Origin of the sequence: Lachnoanaerobaculum gingivalis, from assembly GCF_003862475.1 — a bacterium.
Lineage (GTDB): Bacteria > Bacillota > Clostridia > Lachnospirales > Lachnospiraceae > Lachnoanaerobaculum > Lachnoanaerobaculum gingivalis.
In genome coordinates, this window is record NZ_RRCO01000001.1 from 848,841 (window position 1) to 867,864 (window position 19,024).

The window sequence follows — 19,024 nt, forward strand, 5'->3', positions numbered from 1 at the left end:
ATCCAAGTGCAAACATAAATAGTGAAAGTCTTTGTTTGCGTTATCCTTTCTTAGTTTTCTTTCACCTTATATATAGTAAATACAAACCCGCCTTTTGTATCTATCTCACATTAAAACCCCTTTTTACATTTTAACTGTAAAAAGGGGATAAATATTTTACTTATAAGAGAATATTCCTTCTCCGGTCTTCTTACCAAGCTTACCTGCAGCTACAAGCTCTTTTAACTTTGGAGCCGGTAAATACTTGTCATCCCCTGTCTCATTGTGAATAACTTCCATAATGGCAAGGCAAATATCAAGTCCGATAAGGTCTGCCAAATGAAGAGGTCCCATAGGATGTGCACATCCCAAAACCATAGCTGTATCAACACCCTCAGCGTCTGCCGTTCCTGCATCCCATACATTGATTGCTTCATTGATCATTGGAATAAGGATACGGTTTACTACAAATCCCGGAGCTTCCTTAACCTGTACAGGTGTCTTACCGATTTCAACGGCAATCTCTTCTATCTTCTTAACAAGCTCAACAGGTGTGTTCTTTCCACCGATTACCTCAACAAGTTTCATTCTGTCAGCAGGATTGAAGAAATGCATTCCTACTACAGGTCTGTCAAGCACCTCACCGATTTTTGTAATAGAAAGTGATGAAGTATTTGAAGCGAAAATACAATCCTTAGGAACTATATTCTGAAGCTCTTTGAAAATCTGCTGCTTAACTTCCATCTTCTCAAGGGCAACTTCAACAATCAAATCACAGTCACTGCAGATATCGTTAAGGCCTACTTTTATTTTTGAAATAATTGCATCTCCGGCCTCTTTTGATATTTTCTCTTTTCCTACAAGGAAATTGATGTTCTTTTGAATCTTTGCAAAACCTGCCTGTGCATATTCTTCTTTAATATCACAAAGTCTTACTTCATATCCTTCCGTCATTGCAAAAGCCTGAGCAATTCCTGAACCCATTGTACCTGCACCGATAATACCAACTTTCATTTTTTTATCCTTTCCGAATTAAAATTTATATTTTAAACTTCATTATAATTTTTTAAATTAAACCTATATTTATGAATTAGTAAAATTCTTCTCTTTTCTCTTTTCAAGGAAAGCACTCATACCTTCTATCTGATCATGTGTTTCAAAGCAACTTCCAAACAGTTTCTCCTCAATCACAATTGCATCATCCATCTTCGCATCAAGTCCTTCATTGATAGCTTTCTTACATGCACGAACTGCTATAGGAGCGTTTTGTGCTATGGTAGCCGCAATCTTTTTTGCGGCAGGCATAAGTTCCTCCGGTGAATATACAGCGTTAACAAGCCCTATTCTAAACGCCTCATCAGCTTTTATATTTCTTGCTGTATAAATCAACTGCTTTGCCATTCCTACGCCGACTATTCTCGCAAGTCTTTGTGTTCCGCCAAATCCCGGTGTGATTCCGAGTCCTACTTCAGGTTGACCGAACATCGCATTATCCGAGCATATACGAATATCACAGCTCATAGCAATCTCACATCCTCCGCCAAGTGCAAATCCGTTCACAGCGGCTATAACAGGAACAGGGAAAGTCTCTATCTTTCTGAATACATCATTTCCCTTCTTACCGAAAGCCTCACCCTCCGCCGGGCTCAATTTGCTCATTTCACCTATATCGGCACCTGCTACAAAAGACTTATCTCCTTCTCCTGTCAGAATGACAGCTCTGATTGTATTAGTGTCAATACTGTCAAAGCAAGCATCAAGCTCAGCCAGTACTTCAGAGTTCAAAGCATTGAGCGCCTTCGGTCTATCTATTGTCACAATACCTACAGCACCTTCTGTATCAAACCTTACAAAACCCATAAAACACCTCCTTGTCAATATTGCATGTCAGAAACCAAGTTTGACATGTTAATCCATATGATAAAAATATAACATATATGTATCCGACAATCAATTAGTTTTTTTGACTAATTATTATATCAATTTTGCATAACTATATTCCGAAATCAAAATATTGTCATGCTCAAAATATATATTTTTTTCATTTATATTGGGCAAAATTATTTTGCTGTTCTTTTTATTATCCGCAAAAGATTAAACACGACTCATCTTTAATATTTTTTACATATCAATATTTTTATTTATTATACCACATTGTTTAAATAAGATATATATAAAAACATATTATTTTTTTTATAGCAATTTTGAATAACCAAGGGGTGGATAATTGATTTCACTTGTGATATGCTATAGGTGATACATATATCTGACAATACAAAAAAAAGTTTACTCAATCGGTATTGTCCACTTTTATAGAATAAGTGAGGTGAAAAATATGAAAGAAGTAGTTATCGTCAGTGCTGCAAGAACAGCTATCGGTAGTTTCGGCGGTTCATTGGCAGGTGTAAGTGCAGTAGATCTCGGTATAACCGCAGCAAAGGGAGCCATTGAACGTGCAGGCATTGACGCTTCTCTTATCGACGAAGCCGTTATAGGAAATGTTTTAGGCGCAGGACTTGGCCAGAATATCGCTCGTCAGGTAATACTCGGAGCGGGATTGCCAAATACAACACCCGCATTTTCAATAAATAAGGTTTGCGGTTCAGGTCTTAGAACCGTTGAACTTGCAGCACAGATTATAAAGGCCGGTGATGCGGATATCATTCTTGCCGGCGGTACGGAGAGCATGTCAAACGCTCCATATCTTGTTAAAGGTGCAAGATTCGGCGTTAAGATGGGTAATCAAACATTGGTTGACGAGATGATTACAGACGGTCTTTGGGATGCTTACAACAACTATCACATGGGCGTGACAGCGGAAAATATTGCTGAACAAAAAGGAATAACAAGAGAAGATCAGGATGTATTCTCGGTTGAAAGCCAGAGAAGAGCACAGGTAGCTATAGAGACCGGAAGATTAAAAGATGAAATAGTTCCTGTACTTATTCCTCAAAGAAAAGGAGACCCTAAGGTATTTGATACAGACGAATATCCTAAGTTCAATACTACAATCGAAAATCTTGCAAAGCTTAAACCGGCATTTAAAAAAGACGGTACTGTAACTGCAGGTAATGCTTCAGGTATCAATGACGGTGCCGCAATGTTCATCATCGCATCAAAGGAAAAGGCACTTGAGCTTAAACTTCCTATCATGGCTACTATAAAGGGATATGCTTCAGGAGGTGTTGACCCAAGCGTAATGGGACTCGGAGTAATTCCGGCATCAAAAAAAGCAATGGAAAAAGCAGGTATCACAGCCGACGATCTTGAGCTTATAGAGGCAAACGAAGCTTTTGCGGCACAGGCTCTTGCAGTATGCAATGAACTTGGATTTAAGAGAGAAATCACAAATGTAAACGGCGGTGCAATCGCGCTTGGACATCCTATCGGAGCATCAGGTGCAAGAATACTTACCACTTTACTCTTTGAGATGCAAAAGAGAGATGTTAAATGTGGCCTTGCTACACTGTGTATAGGTGGTGGAATGGGCACAGCAATTGTTGTAGAAAGGGAGACAAAATGAAAATAGTTTCAATCAAAGATGCTATTGCAGGTATCAATGACGGCGCTACAATCATGGTAGGCGGATTTTTAGCATGCGGTACACCCGAGCCGATTATTGATGCATTAGTTGAAAAAGGTGTAAAGGACTTAACACTTATTTGTAATGATACTGCCACTCCTACCACAGGTATAGGTAAGCTGGTTGCCAACAATCAGGTAAAAAAAGTTATTGCAACACATATAGGTACAAATCCTATAACCGGACAAAAGATGCATGACGGTACTATGGAGGTTGAACTTTCTCCTCAGGGTACACTTGCAGAGAGAATACGTTCAGGCGGCGCAGGACTTGGCGGTGTACTTACACCTACAGGTGTGGGTACCGAGGTTGCCGAAGGTAAGCAGGTTTTAAATATTGACGGTAAAGATTATCTTTTGGAAAAACCTTTAAGAGCCGACTTTGCTCTTATCGGTGCTACAATAGCCGATGAGAAGGGAAATCTTTACTTTACGGCTACCAGCAAAAACTTCAATACAGTTATGGCAACCGCTGCCGATGTTGTTATTGCGGGTGCCGAACTTATAGTTCCTGTAGGCGATATCCAGCCTGAAAATGTTGCAATACCTGCAATATTTGTAGATTATCTTGTAGGAGGTGAGTCATAATGTCAAAAGAGAGAATTGCAAGACGTGTTGCAAGAGATTTAAACGATGGTGACGTAGTAAACTTAGGTATAGGACTTCCTACTATGGTGGCTGACTATGTACCTGAGGGTATAGAAATTACACTTCAGTCAGAGAACGGAATTCTCGGTATGGGACATTTGGCTTCAAGTGCGACAGCAAATAAGCATTTAATTAATTCCGGTGGACAAAATGTTACTGTACTCCCGGGTGCCGCATACTTTGACAGTGCATTCTCATTTATGATTATTCGAGGCGGCCATGTTGATATGACTGTTTTAGGTGCATTGCAGGTAGATGCTCACGGAAATCTCGCAAGCCATATAGTTCCGGGTAAGATGGTTCCCGGTATGGGCGGTGCTATGGACCTTGTTACAGGTTCAAAAAAGGTTGTTGTTGCTATGACACATACCGCAAAAGACGGTTCTCCAAAGATTTTAAAGGATATCACACTCCCTGCTACCGCTATTCATGCAGTTGACGAAATCGTCACCGAATTGGCTGTAATAAAGGTTACCGATGAAGGTCTTGTACTTACAGAAGTAGCTGAAGGCGTAAGTGTTGAAGATGTTATAGCAAAGACAGAGGCACCCCTTAAGGTTGCAGATGATTTAAAGACATTCTAATTTATTTTAGTATAATTTAAATTCCCATGACCGGGATGCCATATTTAAAGGACTCTTCTCTTTAAAGATCGGCATTCCGGTCTTTTTAAATCTCATATCGGATGACTTCAGTATTAGAAAATACTAATTATAAAAGTATTTTTGTGTGATATATATAATATATTCATACATTTTCGTTATTTTTAAGACTGGAAAAACGAATATCGGATTGATATAATAATGTTAATAATTAAACAATTTACAAAAAGGAGGCAGATAAATGTTTAAGAAATTTACAAACGCTTGTGTAAATATTGTTCAGAAGTATTTGCCGGATGCATTTATTTTTTGTATCATACTTACCATCCTAGTATTTATCGTAGCAATGCCTGTTACAGGCATGAATCCTATTCAGGTAGCTAATTCCTGGGGTTCAAAAATTTGGGATCTTTTAGGTTTCTCTATGCAGATGGCTTTGGTACTGGTTCTCGGTACAGCGCTCGCTACCGCACCACTGGTTAAAAGAGCTATAAATGCTGCTGCAGGAGTTCCAAAGACACCAAGTTCAGCAATCGTTTTTATTACTGTAGTTTCAATGATTGCCTGCTGGCTTAACTGGGGCTTCGGCCTTGTAGTAGGTGCAATTCTTGCAAAGGAAATTGCCAGAAAAGTAAAGGGTGTTGACTACAGACTGCTTATCGCATCTGCATATTCAGGTTTCGTAGTATGGCATGCAGGATTCTCAGGTTCTATACCTCTCCAGCTTGCTTCATACAATGATAAGATAAATGAGCAGACCGCAGGAGCTATCACAGAATCTATTCCTACTTCACAGACAATATTTTCTGTTTGGAATATTATAATTGTAGTTGCAATAATTGTTGTGATTGCCTTTATTAACTCAAAGATGCATCCTACACCTGAAGATACAGTTACTGTAGATCCTAAGCTTTTAGCTGATCCTGAAGCAGTTGAAACAAAGGCGACAACACCGGCTGAAAAGCTTGAAAACAGCCCTGTATTATCTTTGATAACAGCAATACTTGCCATAGTATATTTGATTTACAACTTTGCAAGTACAGGAAACTTCAACCTTTCACTTAATATTGTAAATCTTATATTCCTTACACTTGGAATTATATTCCACGGAACACCTATCAGCTATGTAAGAGCTATTACAGATGCTGCAAAGAATGCCGGCGGTATTATATTACAGTTCCCGTTCTATGCAGGTATCATGGGTATTATGACCGCTGCAGGTCCAAACGGACATTCACTTGCAGGTGCTATAAGTGATTTCTTCGTAAATATTTCAAATCAGACTACATTCCCGTTATTTACATTCCTCTCAGCAGGTATTGTAAACTTCTTCGTACCTTCAGGTGGAGGACAGTGGGTTGTTCAGGCTCCTATCGTAATGCCTGCCGGAAACTCTCTTGGTGTTTCTCCTGCAGTATCAGCTATGGCTATTGCATGGGGTGATGCATGGACAAATATGCTTCAGCCGTTCTGGGCTCTTCCGGCTCTTGGTATAGCAGGTCTTGGCGCAAGAGATATTATGGGATATTGCGCTATAGTTCTTATCGTAACAGGAGTAATCATAGGATGCGGATTCCTATTCCTCGTCCCGTTCCTGGCATAAACATAAAAAGTACCGGCTCACAACCGGTACTTTTTTCTTATCTTAAAATAATATATACAGTATACGCTACATAGGCCGCTACCATTGCGAGGCCTTCTTTTTTTGATATCTCACCGTCATTCTTGGCAAGTATATATACCATCAAACTTGCACAAAGCAAAAAGAATGTATCATATACAGCCATAACTTCCGCACCTATCGGATTAAGTACCGATGAGAATGCCAGAATAAATATTATATTGAATATATTTGAACCTACCACATTGCCAAGAGCGAGCGCATTCTCTCCCTTGCTTGATGCTACAATGCTTGTCACAAGCTCAGGAAGTGATGTTCCTATGGCAACTATTGTAAGTCCGACCAAGGTCTCACTCATTCCGAACATCAACGCTATCTCTGAAGCCGACTCAACTACCTTGTCACCTCCAAACACTACAAGAGCAAGTCCGCCCACTATATAAACGATGGCTAAAGGTATCGGTAAATTCTTTTTCTTTTCATCCTTAGCCTCATTGCTTCCCTTTAGCGCCAATCTTATAGTATAAACCATATATGCTATAAAAATCAAAAGGAAAACAACTCCTGCAATTCTGTCTATTCCGCTTAAAAATAACACAAATCCAAGCAACAATATTGTTATAACGATATTTACAATATAATCAAATTTTAAAAGTGCCTTATCTACCGGCATAGCATGTATTATTCCGCAAATTCCAACAACAGCCAGAAGATTAAATATATTCGATCCGATTACATTATTCAACGCTATTGCATTGCTGCCCTTTAATGCCGCATCAATACTTACCGCCGCCTCAGGTGCACTTGTTCCGAAAGCCACTATAGTAAGCCCTATTACAACCGAAGGGACATTCAACTTTCTTGCCACTCCCGAAGCACCCTCAACAAAAAAATTAGCTCCTCCCACAAGACATACGAAGCCCAAAATAAGCCATATATATACCATAAAACCATTCCTTTACATTAAAAACTGAACACAGACATAATATCTATATATTTTTAAATTGTCAACATAAGTATTAAAAATGAACTTTATTTCTATTCATCCACTGCTTAAAGAGCAATTACATATTCCTTTAAAAGTATTTAAGAAATTTATCAACACAAATATAGTATTATCTGCTATACTAAGTAAATGTATCGAATACTCTGTATGTCATCTACATCTTATATTTTATCTATCGTAGATTCCACACAACTCAGGGCATTCAATTTATCTAAGGAAGGTAGAAATGAAAAAGAGAAGTAGAAGAAGACGAAAGAATATTTTCGTCCCAATTGTAGTTTTAATTTTTTGTTGTATTTTTACGGCAATGGTTGCCTATGGATGGCAGTCACGTAAAAAAAATGTAAAAGTAGCCGATTCCTCAAAGAATGCAAATGAAACTGTAGAGGTAAATCAAAGCGAAACTTCATCTGACGGTGAAATTAATGCAATATCTGAGAGTGAGACGGATACAACCGCTGAAACCACCACAGTACCTGCAAGCAATCCCGGTCCGGATGAAAAGGTTGTTTATTTCACATTTGACGACGGTCCTTGGACAGGTACTCCAAGACTTTTGGATATCTTGGATCAGTACAATATCAAGGCTTGTTTCTTTGTTACAGCACAGTATATGGATACTGAGCCTCTGATAAATATGCTTAAGCAGATAAAAGACAGAGGACATAATGTAGCCGTTCACAGTTTGACACATAACTACAAGCAGATATATGCTTCTGTAGATGCTTTTATGGCAGACTATGACGCTATGGACGATCTTATATTTAAAGCTACCGGTCAGCACAGTACTATGCTTCGTTTCCCGGGCGGAAGCAATGCAGGCTATAATAAAGCTATCAGACCTCAGCTTTTACAGGCTGTAAGAGACAGAGGAATAGTATACTTTGACTGGAATTCATTTGACGGTGACGTAGAGGGCAAGAGAGGTCAGGAACTTATCGACCAGACTATCAAGCAGGTAAATGAGAATACTCACTCCATTTTACTTATGCATGATATGCCGAATACGGCATTTGTACACGATGCTCTTCCTACTATAATAGAGAGATTGCAAGCTGACGGATATAAGTTTGAGCTTCTCAATGAAAATACACCACCAAAACAATTTGCAAAATAATATATAAAGGTCTTAATTTTTTCCGTTTTATTGCTTCGGAAGAGATTAAGACCTTTTTTAATACACATAATATAAAAAAGAGAAAACCGAAATGATTTTCTCTCTAATATCCCTTTTGCAAATGTATTAACTATATTACCCCTTTTGATAAAGAGGCCTCTGAGCCATATAAATATATTAATATTGCTCACGTTACCTGCTGTAACTACGTATAACTGTTCTTTTACATTAACTTATTTGCTATATTCTATTTTTACTGATTCTGTCCGGCCTGTCTTTCAGCTCTTCTTGCCAAGATCGCATCAATCTTTTGCTGAGCTTCCTTTGCATCGCCTTCAACAATATAAAGTTCCGGATATCTTACTCCGTGCGCTCTGGCTTCACTATCATTGTTCATATAGATATCAATGGTCTTTCCCTTAATATTTCCACCTGTATCCTCAACAACATAGATAGTATCACTATTTCCGATGCGGACTCTTGTACCCCTTGGGAGTACTGACCAGTCAGCCGCAATAGTTCTTCCAACAACCGGTGTTGTACCTGACTTTGTTATATTTGAAGGATCACAATCATGTGAATAGGCATAGGCTTTAAACTTACCTACGGATCTTCCCTTAGCCGCTTCTCTAAGAGCAGCTATTTCCGCATCCTCCTTTGCTACAAGCTCAGCTTCCTGCTGTTGTTTATATGAGTCAAGCGTTGTTTCATACTGATCGGCATTCAAACCGAATGCAGGACCTGTAACTTTGTCAACCTCCGCCTGTGTAGCTGCATAAGTACTTCCTGCCATCAATGCGGAAAATACAAATGCTACTAAAGTAACCTTTTTTATTTTATTTATCATTTACTTCCTTTCTTGCAAAGAACGAATCTTTTGTTCGTCGGGATATACTAATTATATTACATAAATGTTAAATGTCAATAAGAAAATGTTGCATTCTCTTTGCGAAGCATTAAAACACCTCTTTAAGCTGTATTTTTTCAGTTTTTATGCATAAAAAAATCACGTTAAAATATATTTTTTATATATAATAACGTGATTTTTCTTATGTTATCTATAAAACTTTGTTAAATATTTTTTAAGTAGCTTTTGTAAATTTCTACATGAAATTACACTTTACTCACCCTTTGAAGCAAGCTTAAAAAGCTCTGCAACTTTGCTGATAGGAACCAAAAGTCCGCCTCCGGATGCAGCCATCTTATCGCCGTATACATAAGAAGGTACAGCCTGAATCTCCAAAGTCTGCCAAACCTCAATATTTGAATCTTCCACTTTCTTTGCATTCCTGTTCTCATTAAGCAAAGTAATAATATCTTCTCTCTTTGCTCCTGCAGCTTCACCTAAATCCGCCAAAAGCTCTATATCATCAATTCTTTGTTGATTCTCAAAATGTGCTTCATATACTAAATCATTGTACTTTTTGATATTCAATCCGTTTTCCGCCAAATAAAAACCTACCTGTGCGGCCAAATCGGAATGCACTCTTGCAGGTTCAGGTCTCGGATGAGCTTCACATGGGGACCATTCAATCTCTACAGTTTTATAATCCGGAAGAATATCTCCAAGTTCCTTTAAACCTTTATAACAAAACGGACAGGTATAATCATAAAAAACTTTAATCTTCTTTGACATAAACTTTTCCTTTCTACTTACAATCTGTACGATATTCATACTTTATGATATTTATTATAACATATACACATTATTAAGGCTATATCTTTGACTTTCTCTTCAATACCATATATCCCGCATCCGCTACCGCCTTTGAAAGCTTCTCAATATCCGGCGGATTTTTTAAAAGCACTGTCGCCATATTATCTTCAAGGCTTACACTTGCCCATGTTCCGTCAAGAGCATTTAGTGCATTTTCTACATTTCTTACACAGTTATTGCAGCTCATACCGTCAATGGCAAGCTTTGCCTCATACGGATAATGTGATTTATCTCTATCCTTTACTTTTACAGACTTGGTGGCTTCTTCATGCTCAGGACAGCAATCTCCGCCTTTTTTCAATTTCTTTATATAGCTGATTGAACCGAATACAACTATTACCACAACAATTAATACTATAATTATATTTAATATATTCATTAAAAAACCTCCCGGTTAGATATCGCTAACTAGAAGTATATCACTTTGTTCTTAAAAAACAAGTTTATATTTAATTTTCAATATAATATTATTGTATTATCTCTATAGGCTCACCTTCGTATACAAAAATCATTGCATCATATAGACTGACCGGCAGCGCCTTCGGTCTGTAACTGCTTTCTACTATCCTCATCATCCATGTATATCCTTCTCCAAGACTTCCCATTCTTAACGGAGAGTTTATCAGACTGTATAGACTGCTTCCCTCCTTTATATCTGCAAAATCCAACAAATAATACTTATCTTTTGCAAATCTTGCCTGTGCCGCAAGCGGATCGGCTGAAATAAAGCTTTGTATACTTCTTTTTTTCTTTTCAAGAACCTTTATATTGTCTGTAACCTTCCAAAAGTCGGTACCTATACTGTAGTAAGCTTCTTTAAGATCATTTGATAAAACGGCTCCCATAGATGTATATCCGTTTCCGACCTTTGCTATATGTCCGTCATGTGCAGCTATAACAATCCTTCCGCTACCTATTCTCTTTTCAATATCCAAAATATCCTCTATATTGCCCGCCATATCGCCGTCTCTGAGAGTATAATATGACTCATCTCTTTTAGTAAAAGTCTCCATAGACTGCCTTACAGTATTTAACTCAAATACCGCATCTCTGTCATCAGCATTTGCCACGTCTATATCACCGATTTTTTCTTTCAAACCGGTAACGAAATCTATAACGGCTTTTGCACTCTCCGGGCTTACCTCACCTTTTTCTATACAGTCGAGATTTTTATCAAACTCCTCTGCACTTGTAAGTCCTTTTGATATACAGTAATTTTTTAAAAACTCATAACTTGTTTCAGGATTTTGCATATCAAAGCCGTAGAATCTAAGCTTCTTACCTTCACTTACAGTACTGTTGTATTCTCTCATCCATGAAATAAGTTCTTCCATCTGTTTTGTATGGTATATCGGAAATGAAAATGTCTTTACAATACTTTCTATATCTACTTCACCGCCTTGAATATATCTGTTTATTGTGGCACATTCACCATAGTCGGCCTCCAGAGCAAAAGCTCTGAAGTCGTAATCTTTAACCATTTTCTTTAGGACTGAAAGCTTAAGTTCCTGAAAGTCCTTACAGCCGTGAGCCGCCTCTCCTATCGCAACTACATTTACATTATCTGATATTTTTATATCATCTACAGTCTTCATATATGAATTTATATCCGATATTTTTTTATGAGCACTTATATCTTCCACCTTAAATCTGCCAAACCAAAAGAGTGCCGCTGCCGATAAAATAATTACAAAACCTAGTAAAATTCTCTTTAATGTCTTCATATTCCCTCTCTATACTTTTATATAATCTCATACAATTTCTTGGACCATTCATCATCTGTTTCTTTTAATAAAGGTTTTAAAAGAATCAACACCTGTTTTGAATAGTAATAAAAGCTGTAATACAAATCATCAGGAAATACATCTTCTTCTTCCCACCTCATTTCATCCTCTTCTTCATCATAAACCTCAAACCAAAGATACTCTTTGGATAGCATATCTTTAAAGTTCACTAAAGGATCGGGATGCTCCATATTTTCTACAATGTTTACCGCTTCAACTATATATACGAACAATTCCGCAAGCTCAGATACAAGGTAGTCTGCTACAGGGTTTTTATCTCTGTCCTCTAAAGCCTTTTTAAATATTCTGTATAGGAATATACATGCAAAAGGTGTTGCTTGCCAAAGAGTAGACTGATGCTCTATATCCATAGCTATCTCTTCTCCTGCCATCTCTATTGCATCTTTATCATTCATATCACTTAAGATTTCAAAGCACTTAGGAAAGTCCGTAGCTCTTTTATAGGTAGTAGTAAGCCTGTGCCAAGGTATATCCTGTACCTTCACATTTTCTATATATTGCAAAGTACTATCTGTCATATTTCCTCCTTAAAAATAAAACCCCTCATAAGCATAAGTTTAATGAGGGGCAAGTAAATTATTCCAATTTTATATATTTCTTTGTTTCTTCATCTATATGATCAAGGTCCATGTAATGTTTGCTGTCAGGCTCCAATCCCTTTTTCTTTAAGAAATGCTCTGAAAGCCTGCTTATAGTTCTGTATATTATTGCCCAGGTCGGCACAGCTATTATCATACCCACAATACCGAAAAGTCCGCCAAAGAGCAATATTGAAAACAGTACCCAAAAGCTTGGAAGGCCTGTAGTCTGTCCGAGTATCTTAGGTCCGATAATATTTCCGTCCACCTGCTGCAAAACCAAAATCCATACTGCAAACTGAAGCGCCGTAACAGGCGATATAAGAAGTAAAAGTATGATACTTGGAATTGCACCTATAAAAGGTCCGAAGAAAGGTATTACATTGGTTACACCTACCACCACACTTATAAGCAAGGCGTATGGCATATGTATTATGGCCATAAACACATAGTTTATTATTCCTATTATAATAGAATCTATTATCTTACCTACAATAAACTTTTCAAACATATTCTTGATATATCTGGCCTCTGTAACTATTTCATTTCCTATCTTTACTCCTGCAACAGCATATACTATTTTCTTTGCCTGTGATGCCAGTGTGGTTTTCATATTTAAAAGATACATCATTACCATTAAACCGATAATAATATTTACAACCACACCAAGGGCATTTAGTACGCCGCTTGAAAGATTCTTTATATAGGTATTAACATTAGGCAATACCGTTGTAGTAGCTATATCGCTAAGTCTCGCACTGATATCCAGATAATTTCCGATTATAAGTTTCTCCAAATTCGGATTTTTATTCAAAATATCCTTGAGCCAAGCTTCAAGGTTTTCGGCGCCCGAAGGTGCATAGCTTATAACATTTGTGATACTGTTTACCAACTCAGGTATAATCATCATTATCAAAGCAAACACTACCAAAATAAGTATTACAAGGCAAGACAAAGTAGCTATCATCTTAGCATACTTATCGGATTTCTTCCACTTTGGAAATAATGATGATAATATCTCACCCACCCATCTTCCGATATGATCATATACAGGTGCCATTAAAAACGCCATCACCACACCGTAAAGCACTGAAGAAACGGTCGATATTATAGTGCTTATAGCTGTAGCAATAATCCCAAGTTTATTGAAAATCAAAGATATCACAAGGGCTATTACTATGACTGCAACTGCTGTTAAACCCCATTTAAAATATATGTCATTCTTATTTTCTTCCATTTAAACCTCTACAGCGATCTTATCATCTTTTATATCAATATTTGCTTCAAAAAAGGCTTTAAGCGCCTCAAAAGCATATCCTACGTCCTTTGCACCTGCAGTCTCATATGCTGAATGCATTGCCAACTGCGGCAATCCGATGTCCACCGCATTCATACTTACAACGGTATTTGAAAGATTTCCAAGAGTTGAACCGCCTGCAATATCACTTCTGTTTGCAAAAGTCTGATATGGTATATTTTTCTTTTCAAGAATCTTTTTCAGTATTGCTCTGCTGAATGCATCTGTTGTATATTTTTGATTTGCACTTTCTTTAATTGCAATTCCTTGATTTAAAACAGGTCTGTTCTTTACATCAAACAGTTCAGGATGATTCGGATGAAGGGCATGTGCATTGTCACAGCTGATAAGAATACTCTTTGCTATAGCCCTGTAATACTCTTCCTTTGTTTTTCCAAGTGCGGTGTTTACTCTGTCAAGTGTACTTGCAAGGAATGTAGACATGGCACCCTGCTTTGTAACCGATCCCACCTCTTCATTGTCAAATACCGCAAAGACATTTATATGGTTTTTATTTTCAGCCTCAACAAATCCTCTAAGCGATGTGTAAACACACTCCAGATCGTCAAGTCTTCCGCTTGATATAAGCTCATTGTCAAATCCGACAACCGTAGCCTTTTGTCTGTTTACCAGATACAGATCTTTTGCAAGTATATCCTCAGGCTCTATGCCAAGTTCCTTTGCAATCATATTGTCAAAGTCAGCTTCTTTAAGATTGCCTGCGCCAAATATCGGAAGCATATCAACTTGATTATTGAAAGCAAATCCCTTATTTATCTCTCTGTTAAAATGTATAGGTACATTCGGAATAATAAGTAAATCTCTGTTTATATGAATGAGTCTGCTTTCAATACCTTTATCGGTATTTACCATAACTCTTCCTGCCAATGTCAGAGGTTTATCAAGCCATGTGGCATTTATCATGCCGCCATAACCTTCCACATTCAGCTTTAAATAGCCGTTTGCTTCTATTACCGGCCTGTCCTTAAGTTTAAATGTAGGTGAATCGGAATGTGCCGCACTTATCTGAAAACGGTAATCTCCTTTTGCTATATCAAAAGCTATAAGACTTGATGAATTCCTTTTTGTATAATACTTTCCTTTGTTTATATTCCATTTCTCATTTTCAGGCAGATAAGTAAAGCCTGATTTTTGTAAAACTTTTTCGCATTCATTTATTGCATGAAACATTGTCACTGATGAATCCAAAAAATCCATCAAATCTCTTAAAATATCCATACAGCCTCTTTCTATCCTATAATGTCATCTTAATACTGCATTATACCATAGAAAACCCTATCTGTATTATCTAAATTTATTATGATTCTTATATTTAAATATTTAATGTACTTAAATTTATCTGACTATGTTCGTATAAACTTTTGATGTGAGTTTAAAAATAACAAAGTAAATAAGTGCAAATATAAACAATACACCTCCAAGGCAGATCATATATAGCGAAGCGTCCGATACTCCAAACAGCCCCAAAAGTCTAAAGATAATCTTTGACGCCACGATACAATGAGCGGCCGCTACAATAAGAGGTCCATAAAACATCAGGCAGATTTGAGAATCTGTGGTTTTCTTTATCAAATCATCCGAAAGCCCCAGTTTTTTCATGATTTGATACTTTTCCCTGTCTTCAAAACCTTCACTGATTCTCTTATAGTAAGTAATCAAAACAGTCCCTGTAAGGAATATAATACCTATCAGAACTCCAAGGAATAAAAAACCTCCGTTTACCTCATACTGATTGCTTATCATCACACTACGACTGCTTACACCATACATACTTCTACCATCACCTGTAAGCTGATTCTTTATGCCGTCTTTAAGCTTTACCAATGTATCCTCATATTCCTTATCACCTACTCCGTCTACATCCCAATATACACTGCAATTTATGTCCGCCCCGTCCAAAGCTTTTCTTACAAACTCCAGAGTAGCCATATCCTTAACGACAATACTGTATCCGTCAACTCCCGAATATTCTAAAGGAAATATACTGTCTATTTTTATGACTTTAAAATCTCTGTCTCCGATTTTTAATATATCGCTGATTTTGTTATTTTTATTCTCTCCAAGTAATATTTCTCCTTCATCAAGCTTAATATTTTGATGTGTTCTTCCATTGTATCCTTCAAGGTCGCTTGCAATTACAAATATCGGATTGGCCTTACTTCCTCTTTGATATTTACTTATTTCATTACCTGTCTTTACTGCAGCTACAGTCATATCAAATGTAGTATACTCATCTTTAATCATTGACGTATCAGGCACGCTTGACTCCACAAGACTTTGCAGTTTCTTTGCCATAGCTTCATTGCTTATATTCTCACTTCCGGCTGCAATCCTGTATTCTCTGGGCATTACACTGTCCCCAAGCTTTATATAGTTTGAGTATATCGCTATCGTAGTAGACAGACTGATAATAACTCCGGCACTTAGAATAGAGATACTTGCAAGAGATATTGCATTCCCTTTCATTCTGTATAAAAGACCGCTTACACTCAAAAACCTCTTCGGTGTATAAAAGCTCTTATTATTTCTTTGCGCTTTCAATATAAATACCGTAAAAGTCGCATATAAAAGGTAAGTTGCCAATATGGTGGCAAGCACTGCTACAAAGAAATAGTTAATAGATGAAAGCAATCCGCCTACAAACAGTGCAATACCATAACCAACTACCAGCAGCAAAAACCCTACAACCATTATTATAATTCTTGACTTCGGTTCACCCTCACCTTTGTGAGTTCTTTGTAAAAGCTCCATGGGTGTGGACATATATATTCTAAGTCCGCTTCCGATAATAATAATCAGATAGAGGATTACCACCAAAACTGTAGTATCTATAAGTGCCGAAATACTGAAATGATAGTCCATCAGTCTTCCCGATACATCCTTCATCAAAAAGTTTAGGAATAAAAAGCAAAGCTGCCCGAATATATATCCTCCTACTATACCGACAAACCATATGATTGCAAACAGTATAAGAAATTCAATACTGATAATCTTACCTACATGTTTCTTCTCAAGACCTAAGATGCCGTACAGTGCAAACTCCTTACTTCTCCTTTTTAACCAAAAGGCGGCGGCGTACTGTACAAATATAAATGTAAATATCGCCAGAATAACTATTCCGAACTTTATAAGCGTCGGCAAAGCCTGATGCCTTGTTCTGACATAATTGTTGTTTACCAAACTTGCTGTTATATTAAAAAGTATCAGCATTACACCTGATGACAGTACAAACGGAATCTCAAGTAATCTATTTGCTTTAAGGTTTTGAAGAGCAAATTTTTTTGCCATTGAAAAACTCATAACTTCTTACCTCTGCTTAACATAAACTCCGCCTGACTTATTCTTTCCATAAAATTATTTCGACTCTCATCCTCCCCTCTGTAAATTTCATGGAAAACAACTCCGTCACGAATAAATAATACTCTCTTTGCACAGGCTGCCGCACGGAGAGAATGTGTTACAAGTAAAACAGTCTGTCCTTCTTCATTTATTTTTTGAAATAAATTCAAAATCATCTCTGAAGATGTTGAATCGAGTGCCCCTGTCGGTTCATCTGCCAAAAGCAGTGTAGGTCTTGTAATAATCGCTCTGGCAATGGCCACTCTCTGTTTTTGTCCACCCGATATTTCATAAGGGTATTTATCCAAAATTTCCCTTATACCGAGTCTATCCTGTATCTCATCCAGTCTCTCTTTCATCAAATCTCTGTTTTCATCAGACAATACCAATGGCAGGTAAATATTTTCTCTGTTATTAAACTGATCCAAAAGATTAAAGTCCTGAAATACAAAACCCAATTCCTTTCTTCTAAACATCGATATATCACTTGTCTTTAATTTTCCGATATCATTACCGTTCAGCATTAAAGTACCTGAAGTCGCTTTATCCAATGTTGCAATAATATTCAAAAGCGTAGTTTTGCCTGCCCCCGACTCACCCATTATAGAAATAAATTCGCCCTCTTCCACAGAGAAGTTAACCCCCTTTAATGCCTCAGTCGTGACATTCTTTGTCTTGTACAGCTTTTTTATATTCTTACATTCTAATATTGTCATTTCTTTCCTCCTTTATATTGCCCATTCTACATCAGCAAAAAATTTTCTGCATTTATCTAATATGACAATATAGGCTGTAATCTTACATATTTGTAAGATTGGATTTTGACTTGAATATAAAAGAGAACTCACTACCTACATTAAGCTCGGATTTTACTTCTATTTCAATATTCAAAATTTCAGCTGCCTTTCCTACCATATACAGTCCAAGACCGCTTGATTTTTCATTCATTCTACCGTTAAATCCCGAATACCCTCTGTCAAAGATTTTTCTGATATCCTTTGAAGGAATTCCTATTCCGGTATCTTTTATACTTAACTTTGCAAGTTCCTTATCATAGACTATACTTATACTGCCATGCTTTGTGTATTTAAGTGCATTAGATATAATCTGCTCCAATATTATGGAAAGCCATTTTGCATCACTTACTACTCTTTCACCTGTTTTTATATATTCAAGTTTTATTTTCTTTTCAATAAAGATAAGTGAATACTTCTTTATAACACTGTTTAATACCTCATCCAGATCCACTTCATATATATCCATATCCGTGCTTCTGTCTTTCAGTTTTAAATAGTTCATAGCCATATTTGTGTATTCCTCGATATAAAACATCTGCTCTTTAAGCCTTTTGTCGGCTACAGCTTTATCCAAAATAAGATTGCAGACTGTAATAGGCGTTTTGATTTGATGTATCCATAGTAAAAAATACTCTTCCAAATCCTTTCTTTCATCAATTATCTTATTTCTGAGAGTATTATTTTCAATTTTAAGCCTTTCAATTTCCTCAGACATTTTTTCTCTCTTTACATAAGATATCCACTCTATGATAAGAAAAACCAACATGCAAAATAATATAAGCTCAAGACTTAAGATAAAATATTGCATATCAAAATTTGCAAATAAAAATACCCCTCCAAATATTAAACATACATATAGAAGGGTAATAAAAATACGATATTCACTTTTTAAAAAAGACCATAATCTGTTCATAT

General features: G+C 36.9%; 18 protein-coding genes. 5 read left to right on the forward strand and 13 right to left on the reverse strand.

Features of this window, described 5'->3' with window-relative positions; genetic code table 11:
- Nucleotides 1-156 precede the first annotated feature (156 nt).
- Nucleotides 157-993, reverse strand: a complete 837-nt coding sequence (locus EHV10_RS03940) for a 3-hydroxyacyl-CoA dehydrogenase family protein (RefSeq protein WP_128673498.1) — start codon at nucleotides 991-993, stop codon at nucleotides 157-159.
- Nucleotides 994-1,062: 69 nt separating this feature from the next.
- Complete coding sequence (locus tag EHV10_RS03945) at nucleotides 1,063-1,839, reverse strand: enoyl-CoA hydratase-related protein (protein WP_128673499.1); 777 nt, start codon at nucleotides 1,837-1,839, stop codon at nucleotides 1,063-1,065.
- 475 nt (nucleotides 1,840-2,314) lie between these two features.
- Here EHV10_RS03945 and EHV10_RS03950 point away from each other — a divergent pair, with 475 nt between their 5' ends.
- The 4 genes from EHV10_RS03950 to EHV10_RS03965 all read left to right on the forward strand — a co-directional run bounded on the left by EHV10_RS03950 (nucleotide 2,315) and on the right by EHV10_RS03965 (nucleotide 6,414).
- The gene (locus EHV10_RS03950; protein ID WP_128673500.1) at nucleotides 2,315-3,502 is read left to right on the forward strand and encodes an acetyl-CoA C-acetyltransferase; all 1,188 of its coding nucleotides are present in this window, start codon (nucleotides 2,315-2,317) and stop codon (nucleotides 3,500-3,502) included.
- Complete coding sequence (locus tag EHV10_RS03955; RefSeq protein ID WP_128673501.1) at nucleotides 3,499-4,149, forward strand: CoA transferase subunit A; 651 nt, start codon at nucleotides 3,499-3,501, stop codon at nucleotides 4,147-4,149. Before EHV10_RS03950 ends, EHV10_RS03955 begins: the two co-directional genes overlap by 4 nt.
- Nucleotides 4,149-4,793: a 3-oxoacid CoA-transferase subunit B gene (locus EHV10_RS03960; protein WP_128673502.1), complete on the forward strand. Its 645-nt coding sequence runs from the start codon at nucleotides 4,149-4,151 to the stop codon at nucleotides 4,791-4,793. The genes EHV10_RS03955 and EHV10_RS03960 overlap by 1 nt, the downstream gene beginning before the upstream one ends.
- Nucleotides 4,794-5,052: 259 nt before the next feature.
- Nucleotides 5,053-6,414 (forward strand): short-chain fatty acid transporter, encoded by a 1,362-nt coding sequence (locus tag EHV10_RS03965; RefSeq protein WP_128673503.1) that lies wholly within the window; start codon nucleotides 5,053-5,055, stop codon nucleotides 6,412-6,414.
- Between the two features lie 37 nt (nucleotides 6,415-6,451).
- On the opposite strand, the gene EHV10_RS03970 is transcribed toward EHV10_RS03965, so the two are convergent.
- Nucleotides 6,452-7,378 (reverse strand): calcium/sodium antiporter, encoded by a 927-nt coding sequence (locus EHV10_RS03970; protein WP_128673504.1) that lies wholly within the window; start codon nucleotides 7,376-7,378, stop codon nucleotides 6,452-6,454.
- 286 nt (nucleotides 7,379-7,664) lie between these two features.
- On the opposite strand from EHV10_RS03970, the gene EHV10_RS03975 reads away from it, so the two are divergent.
- Entirely contained in the window at nucleotides 7,665-8,555 is an 891-nt protein-coding gene (locus EHV10_RS03975) for a polysaccharide deacetylase family protein (protein ID WP_128673505.1), read from the forward strand.
- A gap of 253 nt (nucleotides 8,556-8,808) precedes the next feature.
- Here EHV10_RS03975 and EHV10_RS03980 read toward each other — a convergent pair whose 3' ends face one another.
- The 10 genes from EHV10_RS03980 to EHV10_RS04025 all read right to left on the reverse strand — a co-directional run bounded on the left by EHV10_RS03980 (nucleotide 8,809) and on the right by EHV10_RS04025 (nucleotide 19,022).
- A complete protein-coding gene (locus EHV10_RS03980) occupies nucleotides 8,809-9,402 on the reverse strand; it encodes a 3D domain-containing protein (RefSeq protein ID WP_128673506.1) in 594 nt (197 codons plus the stop codon).
- A gap of 273 nt (nucleotides 9,403-9,675) precedes the next feature.
- Nucleotides 9,676-10,191, reverse strand: a complete 516-nt coding sequence (locus EHV10_RS03985) for a DsbA family oxidoreductase (protein WP_128673507.1) — start codon at nucleotides 10,189-10,191, stop codon at nucleotides 9,676-9,678.
- Between the two features lie 79 nt (nucleotides 10,192-10,270).
- Nucleotides 10,271-10,651 (reverse strand): heavy-metal-associated domain-containing protein, encoded by a 381-nt coding sequence (locus EHV10_RS03990; protein WP_128673508.1) that lies wholly within the window; start codon nucleotides 10,649-10,651, stop codon nucleotides 10,271-10,273.
- Nucleotides 10,652-10,739: 88 nt separating this feature from the next.
- The gene (locus EHV10_RS03995; RefSeq protein ID WP_128673509.1) at nucleotides 10,740-11,996 is read right to left on the reverse strand and encodes an erythromycin esterase family protein; all 1,257 of its coding nucleotides are present in this window, start codon (nucleotides 11,994-11,996) and stop codon (nucleotides 10,740-10,742) included.
- 17 nt (nucleotides 11,997-12,013) lie between these two features.
- Nucleotides 12,014-12,595: a hypothetical protein gene (locus tag EHV10_RS04000; RefSeq protein ID WP_128673510.1), complete on the reverse strand. Its 582-nt coding sequence runs from the start codon at nucleotides 12,593-12,595 to the stop codon at nucleotides 12,014-12,016.
- Between the two features lie 58 nt (nucleotides 12,596-12,653).
- The gene (locus EHV10_RS04005; RefSeq protein ID WP_128673511.1) at nucleotides 12,654-13,892 is read right to left on the reverse strand and encodes an AI-2E family transporter; all 1,239 of its coding nucleotides are present in this window, start codon (nucleotides 13,890-13,892) and stop codon (nucleotides 12,654-12,656) included.
- On the reverse strand, nucleotides 13,893-15,191 hold the full coding sequence (locus EHV10_RS04010; protein ID WP_128673512.1) for a M18 family aminopeptidase: 1,299 nt from the start codon (nucleotides 15,189-15,191) through the stop codon (nucleotides 13,893-13,895). It abuts the gene before it with no gap.
- A gap of 117 nt (nucleotides 15,192-15,308) precedes the next feature.
- Nucleotides 15,309-17,273 (reverse strand): ABC transporter permease, encoded by a 1,965-nt coding sequence (locus EHV10_RS04015; RefSeq protein ID WP_128673513.1) that lies wholly within the window; start codon nucleotides 17,271-17,273, stop codon nucleotides 15,309-15,311.
- A complete protein-coding gene (locus EHV10_RS04020) occupies nucleotides 17,270-18,028 on the reverse strand; it encodes an ABC transporter ATP-binding protein (RefSeq protein ID WP_128673514.1) in 759 nt (252 codons plus the stop codon). The genes EHV10_RS04015 and EHV10_RS04020 overlap by 4 nt, the downstream gene beginning before the upstream one ends.
- A gap of 82 nt (nucleotides 18,029-18,110) precedes the next feature.
- Complete coding sequence (locus tag EHV10_RS04025; RefSeq protein WP_128673515.1) at nucleotides 18,111-19,022, reverse strand: sensor histidine kinase; 912 nt, start codon at nucleotides 19,020-19,022, stop codon at nucleotides 18,111-18,113.
- Nucleotides 19,023-19,024: the final 2 nt, after the last annotated feature.

What these genes read in the sequence shown, in the direction of transcription:
- EHV10_RS03940 (WP_128673498.1), bottom strand. Translation starts at nt 993, where the DNA reads ATGAAAGTTGGTATTATCGGTGCAGGTACAATGGGTTCAGGAATTGCT.
- EHV10_RS03945 (WP_128673499.1), bottom strand. Translation starts at nt 1,839, where the DNA reads ATGGGTTTTGTAAGGTTTGATACAGAAGGTGCTGTAGGTATTGTGACA.
- EHV10_RS03950 (WP_128673500.1), top strand. Translation starts at nt 2,315, where the DNA reads ATGAAAGAAGTAGTTATCGTCAGTGCTGCAAGAACAGCTATCGGTAGT.
- EHV10_RS03955 (WP_128673501.1), top strand. Translation starts at nt 3,499, where the DNA reads ATGAAAATAGTTTCAATCAAAGATGCTATTGCAGGTATCAATGACGGC.
- EHV10_RS03960 (WP_128673502.1), top strand. Translation starts at nt 4,149, where the DNA reads ATGTCAAAAGAGAGAATTGCAAGACGTGTTGCAAGAGATTTAAACGAT.
- EHV10_RS03965 (WP_128673503.1), top strand. Translation starts at nt 5,053, where the DNA reads ATGTTTAAGAAATTTACAAACGCTTGTGTAAATATTGTTCAGAAGTAT.
- EHV10_RS03970 (WP_128673504.1), bottom strand. Translation starts at nt 7,378, where the DNA reads ATGGTATATATATGGCTTATTTTGGGCTTCGTATGTCTTGTGGGAGGA.
- EHV10_RS03975 (WP_128673505.1), top strand. Translation starts at nt 7,665, where the DNA reads ATGAAAAAGAGAAGTAGAAGAAGACGAAAGAATATTTTCGTCCCAATT.
- EHV10_RS03980 (WP_128673506.1), bottom strand. Translation starts at nt 9,402, where the DNA reads ATGATAAATAAAATAAAAAAGGTTACTTTAGTAGCATTTGTATTTTCC.
- EHV10_RS03985 (WP_128673507.1), bottom strand. Translation starts at nt 10,191, where the DNA reads ATGTCAAAGAAGATTAAAGTTTTTTATGATTATACCTGTCCGTTTTGT.
- EHV10_RS03990 (WP_128673508.1), bottom strand. Translation starts at nt 10,651, where the DNA reads ATGAATATATTAAATATAATTATAGTATTAATTGTTGTGGTAATAGTT.
- EHV10_RS03995 (WP_128673509.1), bottom strand. Translation starts at nt 11,996, where the DNA reads ATGAAGACATTAAAGAGAATTTTACTAGGTTTTGTAATTATTTTATCG.
- EHV10_RS04000 (WP_128673510.1), bottom strand. Translation starts at nt 12,595, where the DNA reads ATGACAGATAGTACTTTGCAATATATAGAAAATGTGAAGGTACAGGAT.
- EHV10_RS04005 (WP_128673511.1), bottom strand. Translation starts at nt 13,892, where the DNA reads ATGGAAGAAAATAAGAATGACATATATTTTAAATGGGGTTTAACAGCA.
- EHV10_RS04010 (WP_128673512.1), bottom strand. Translation starts at nt 15,191, where the DNA reads ATGGATATTTTAAGAGATTTGATGGATTTTTTGGATTCATCAGTGACA.
- EHV10_RS04015 (WP_128673513.1), bottom strand. Translation starts at nt 17,273, where the DNA reads ATGAGTTTTTCAATGGCAAAAAAATTTGCTCTTCAAAACCTTAAAGCA.
- EHV10_RS04020 (WP_128673514.1), bottom strand. Translation starts at nt 18,028, where the DNA reads ATGACAATATTAGAATGTAAGAATATAAAAAAGCTGTACAAGACAAAG.
- EHV10_RS04025 (WP_128673515.1), bottom strand. Translation starts at nt 19,022, where the DNA reads ATGAACAGATTATGGTCTTTTTTAAAAAGTGAATATCGTATTTTTATT.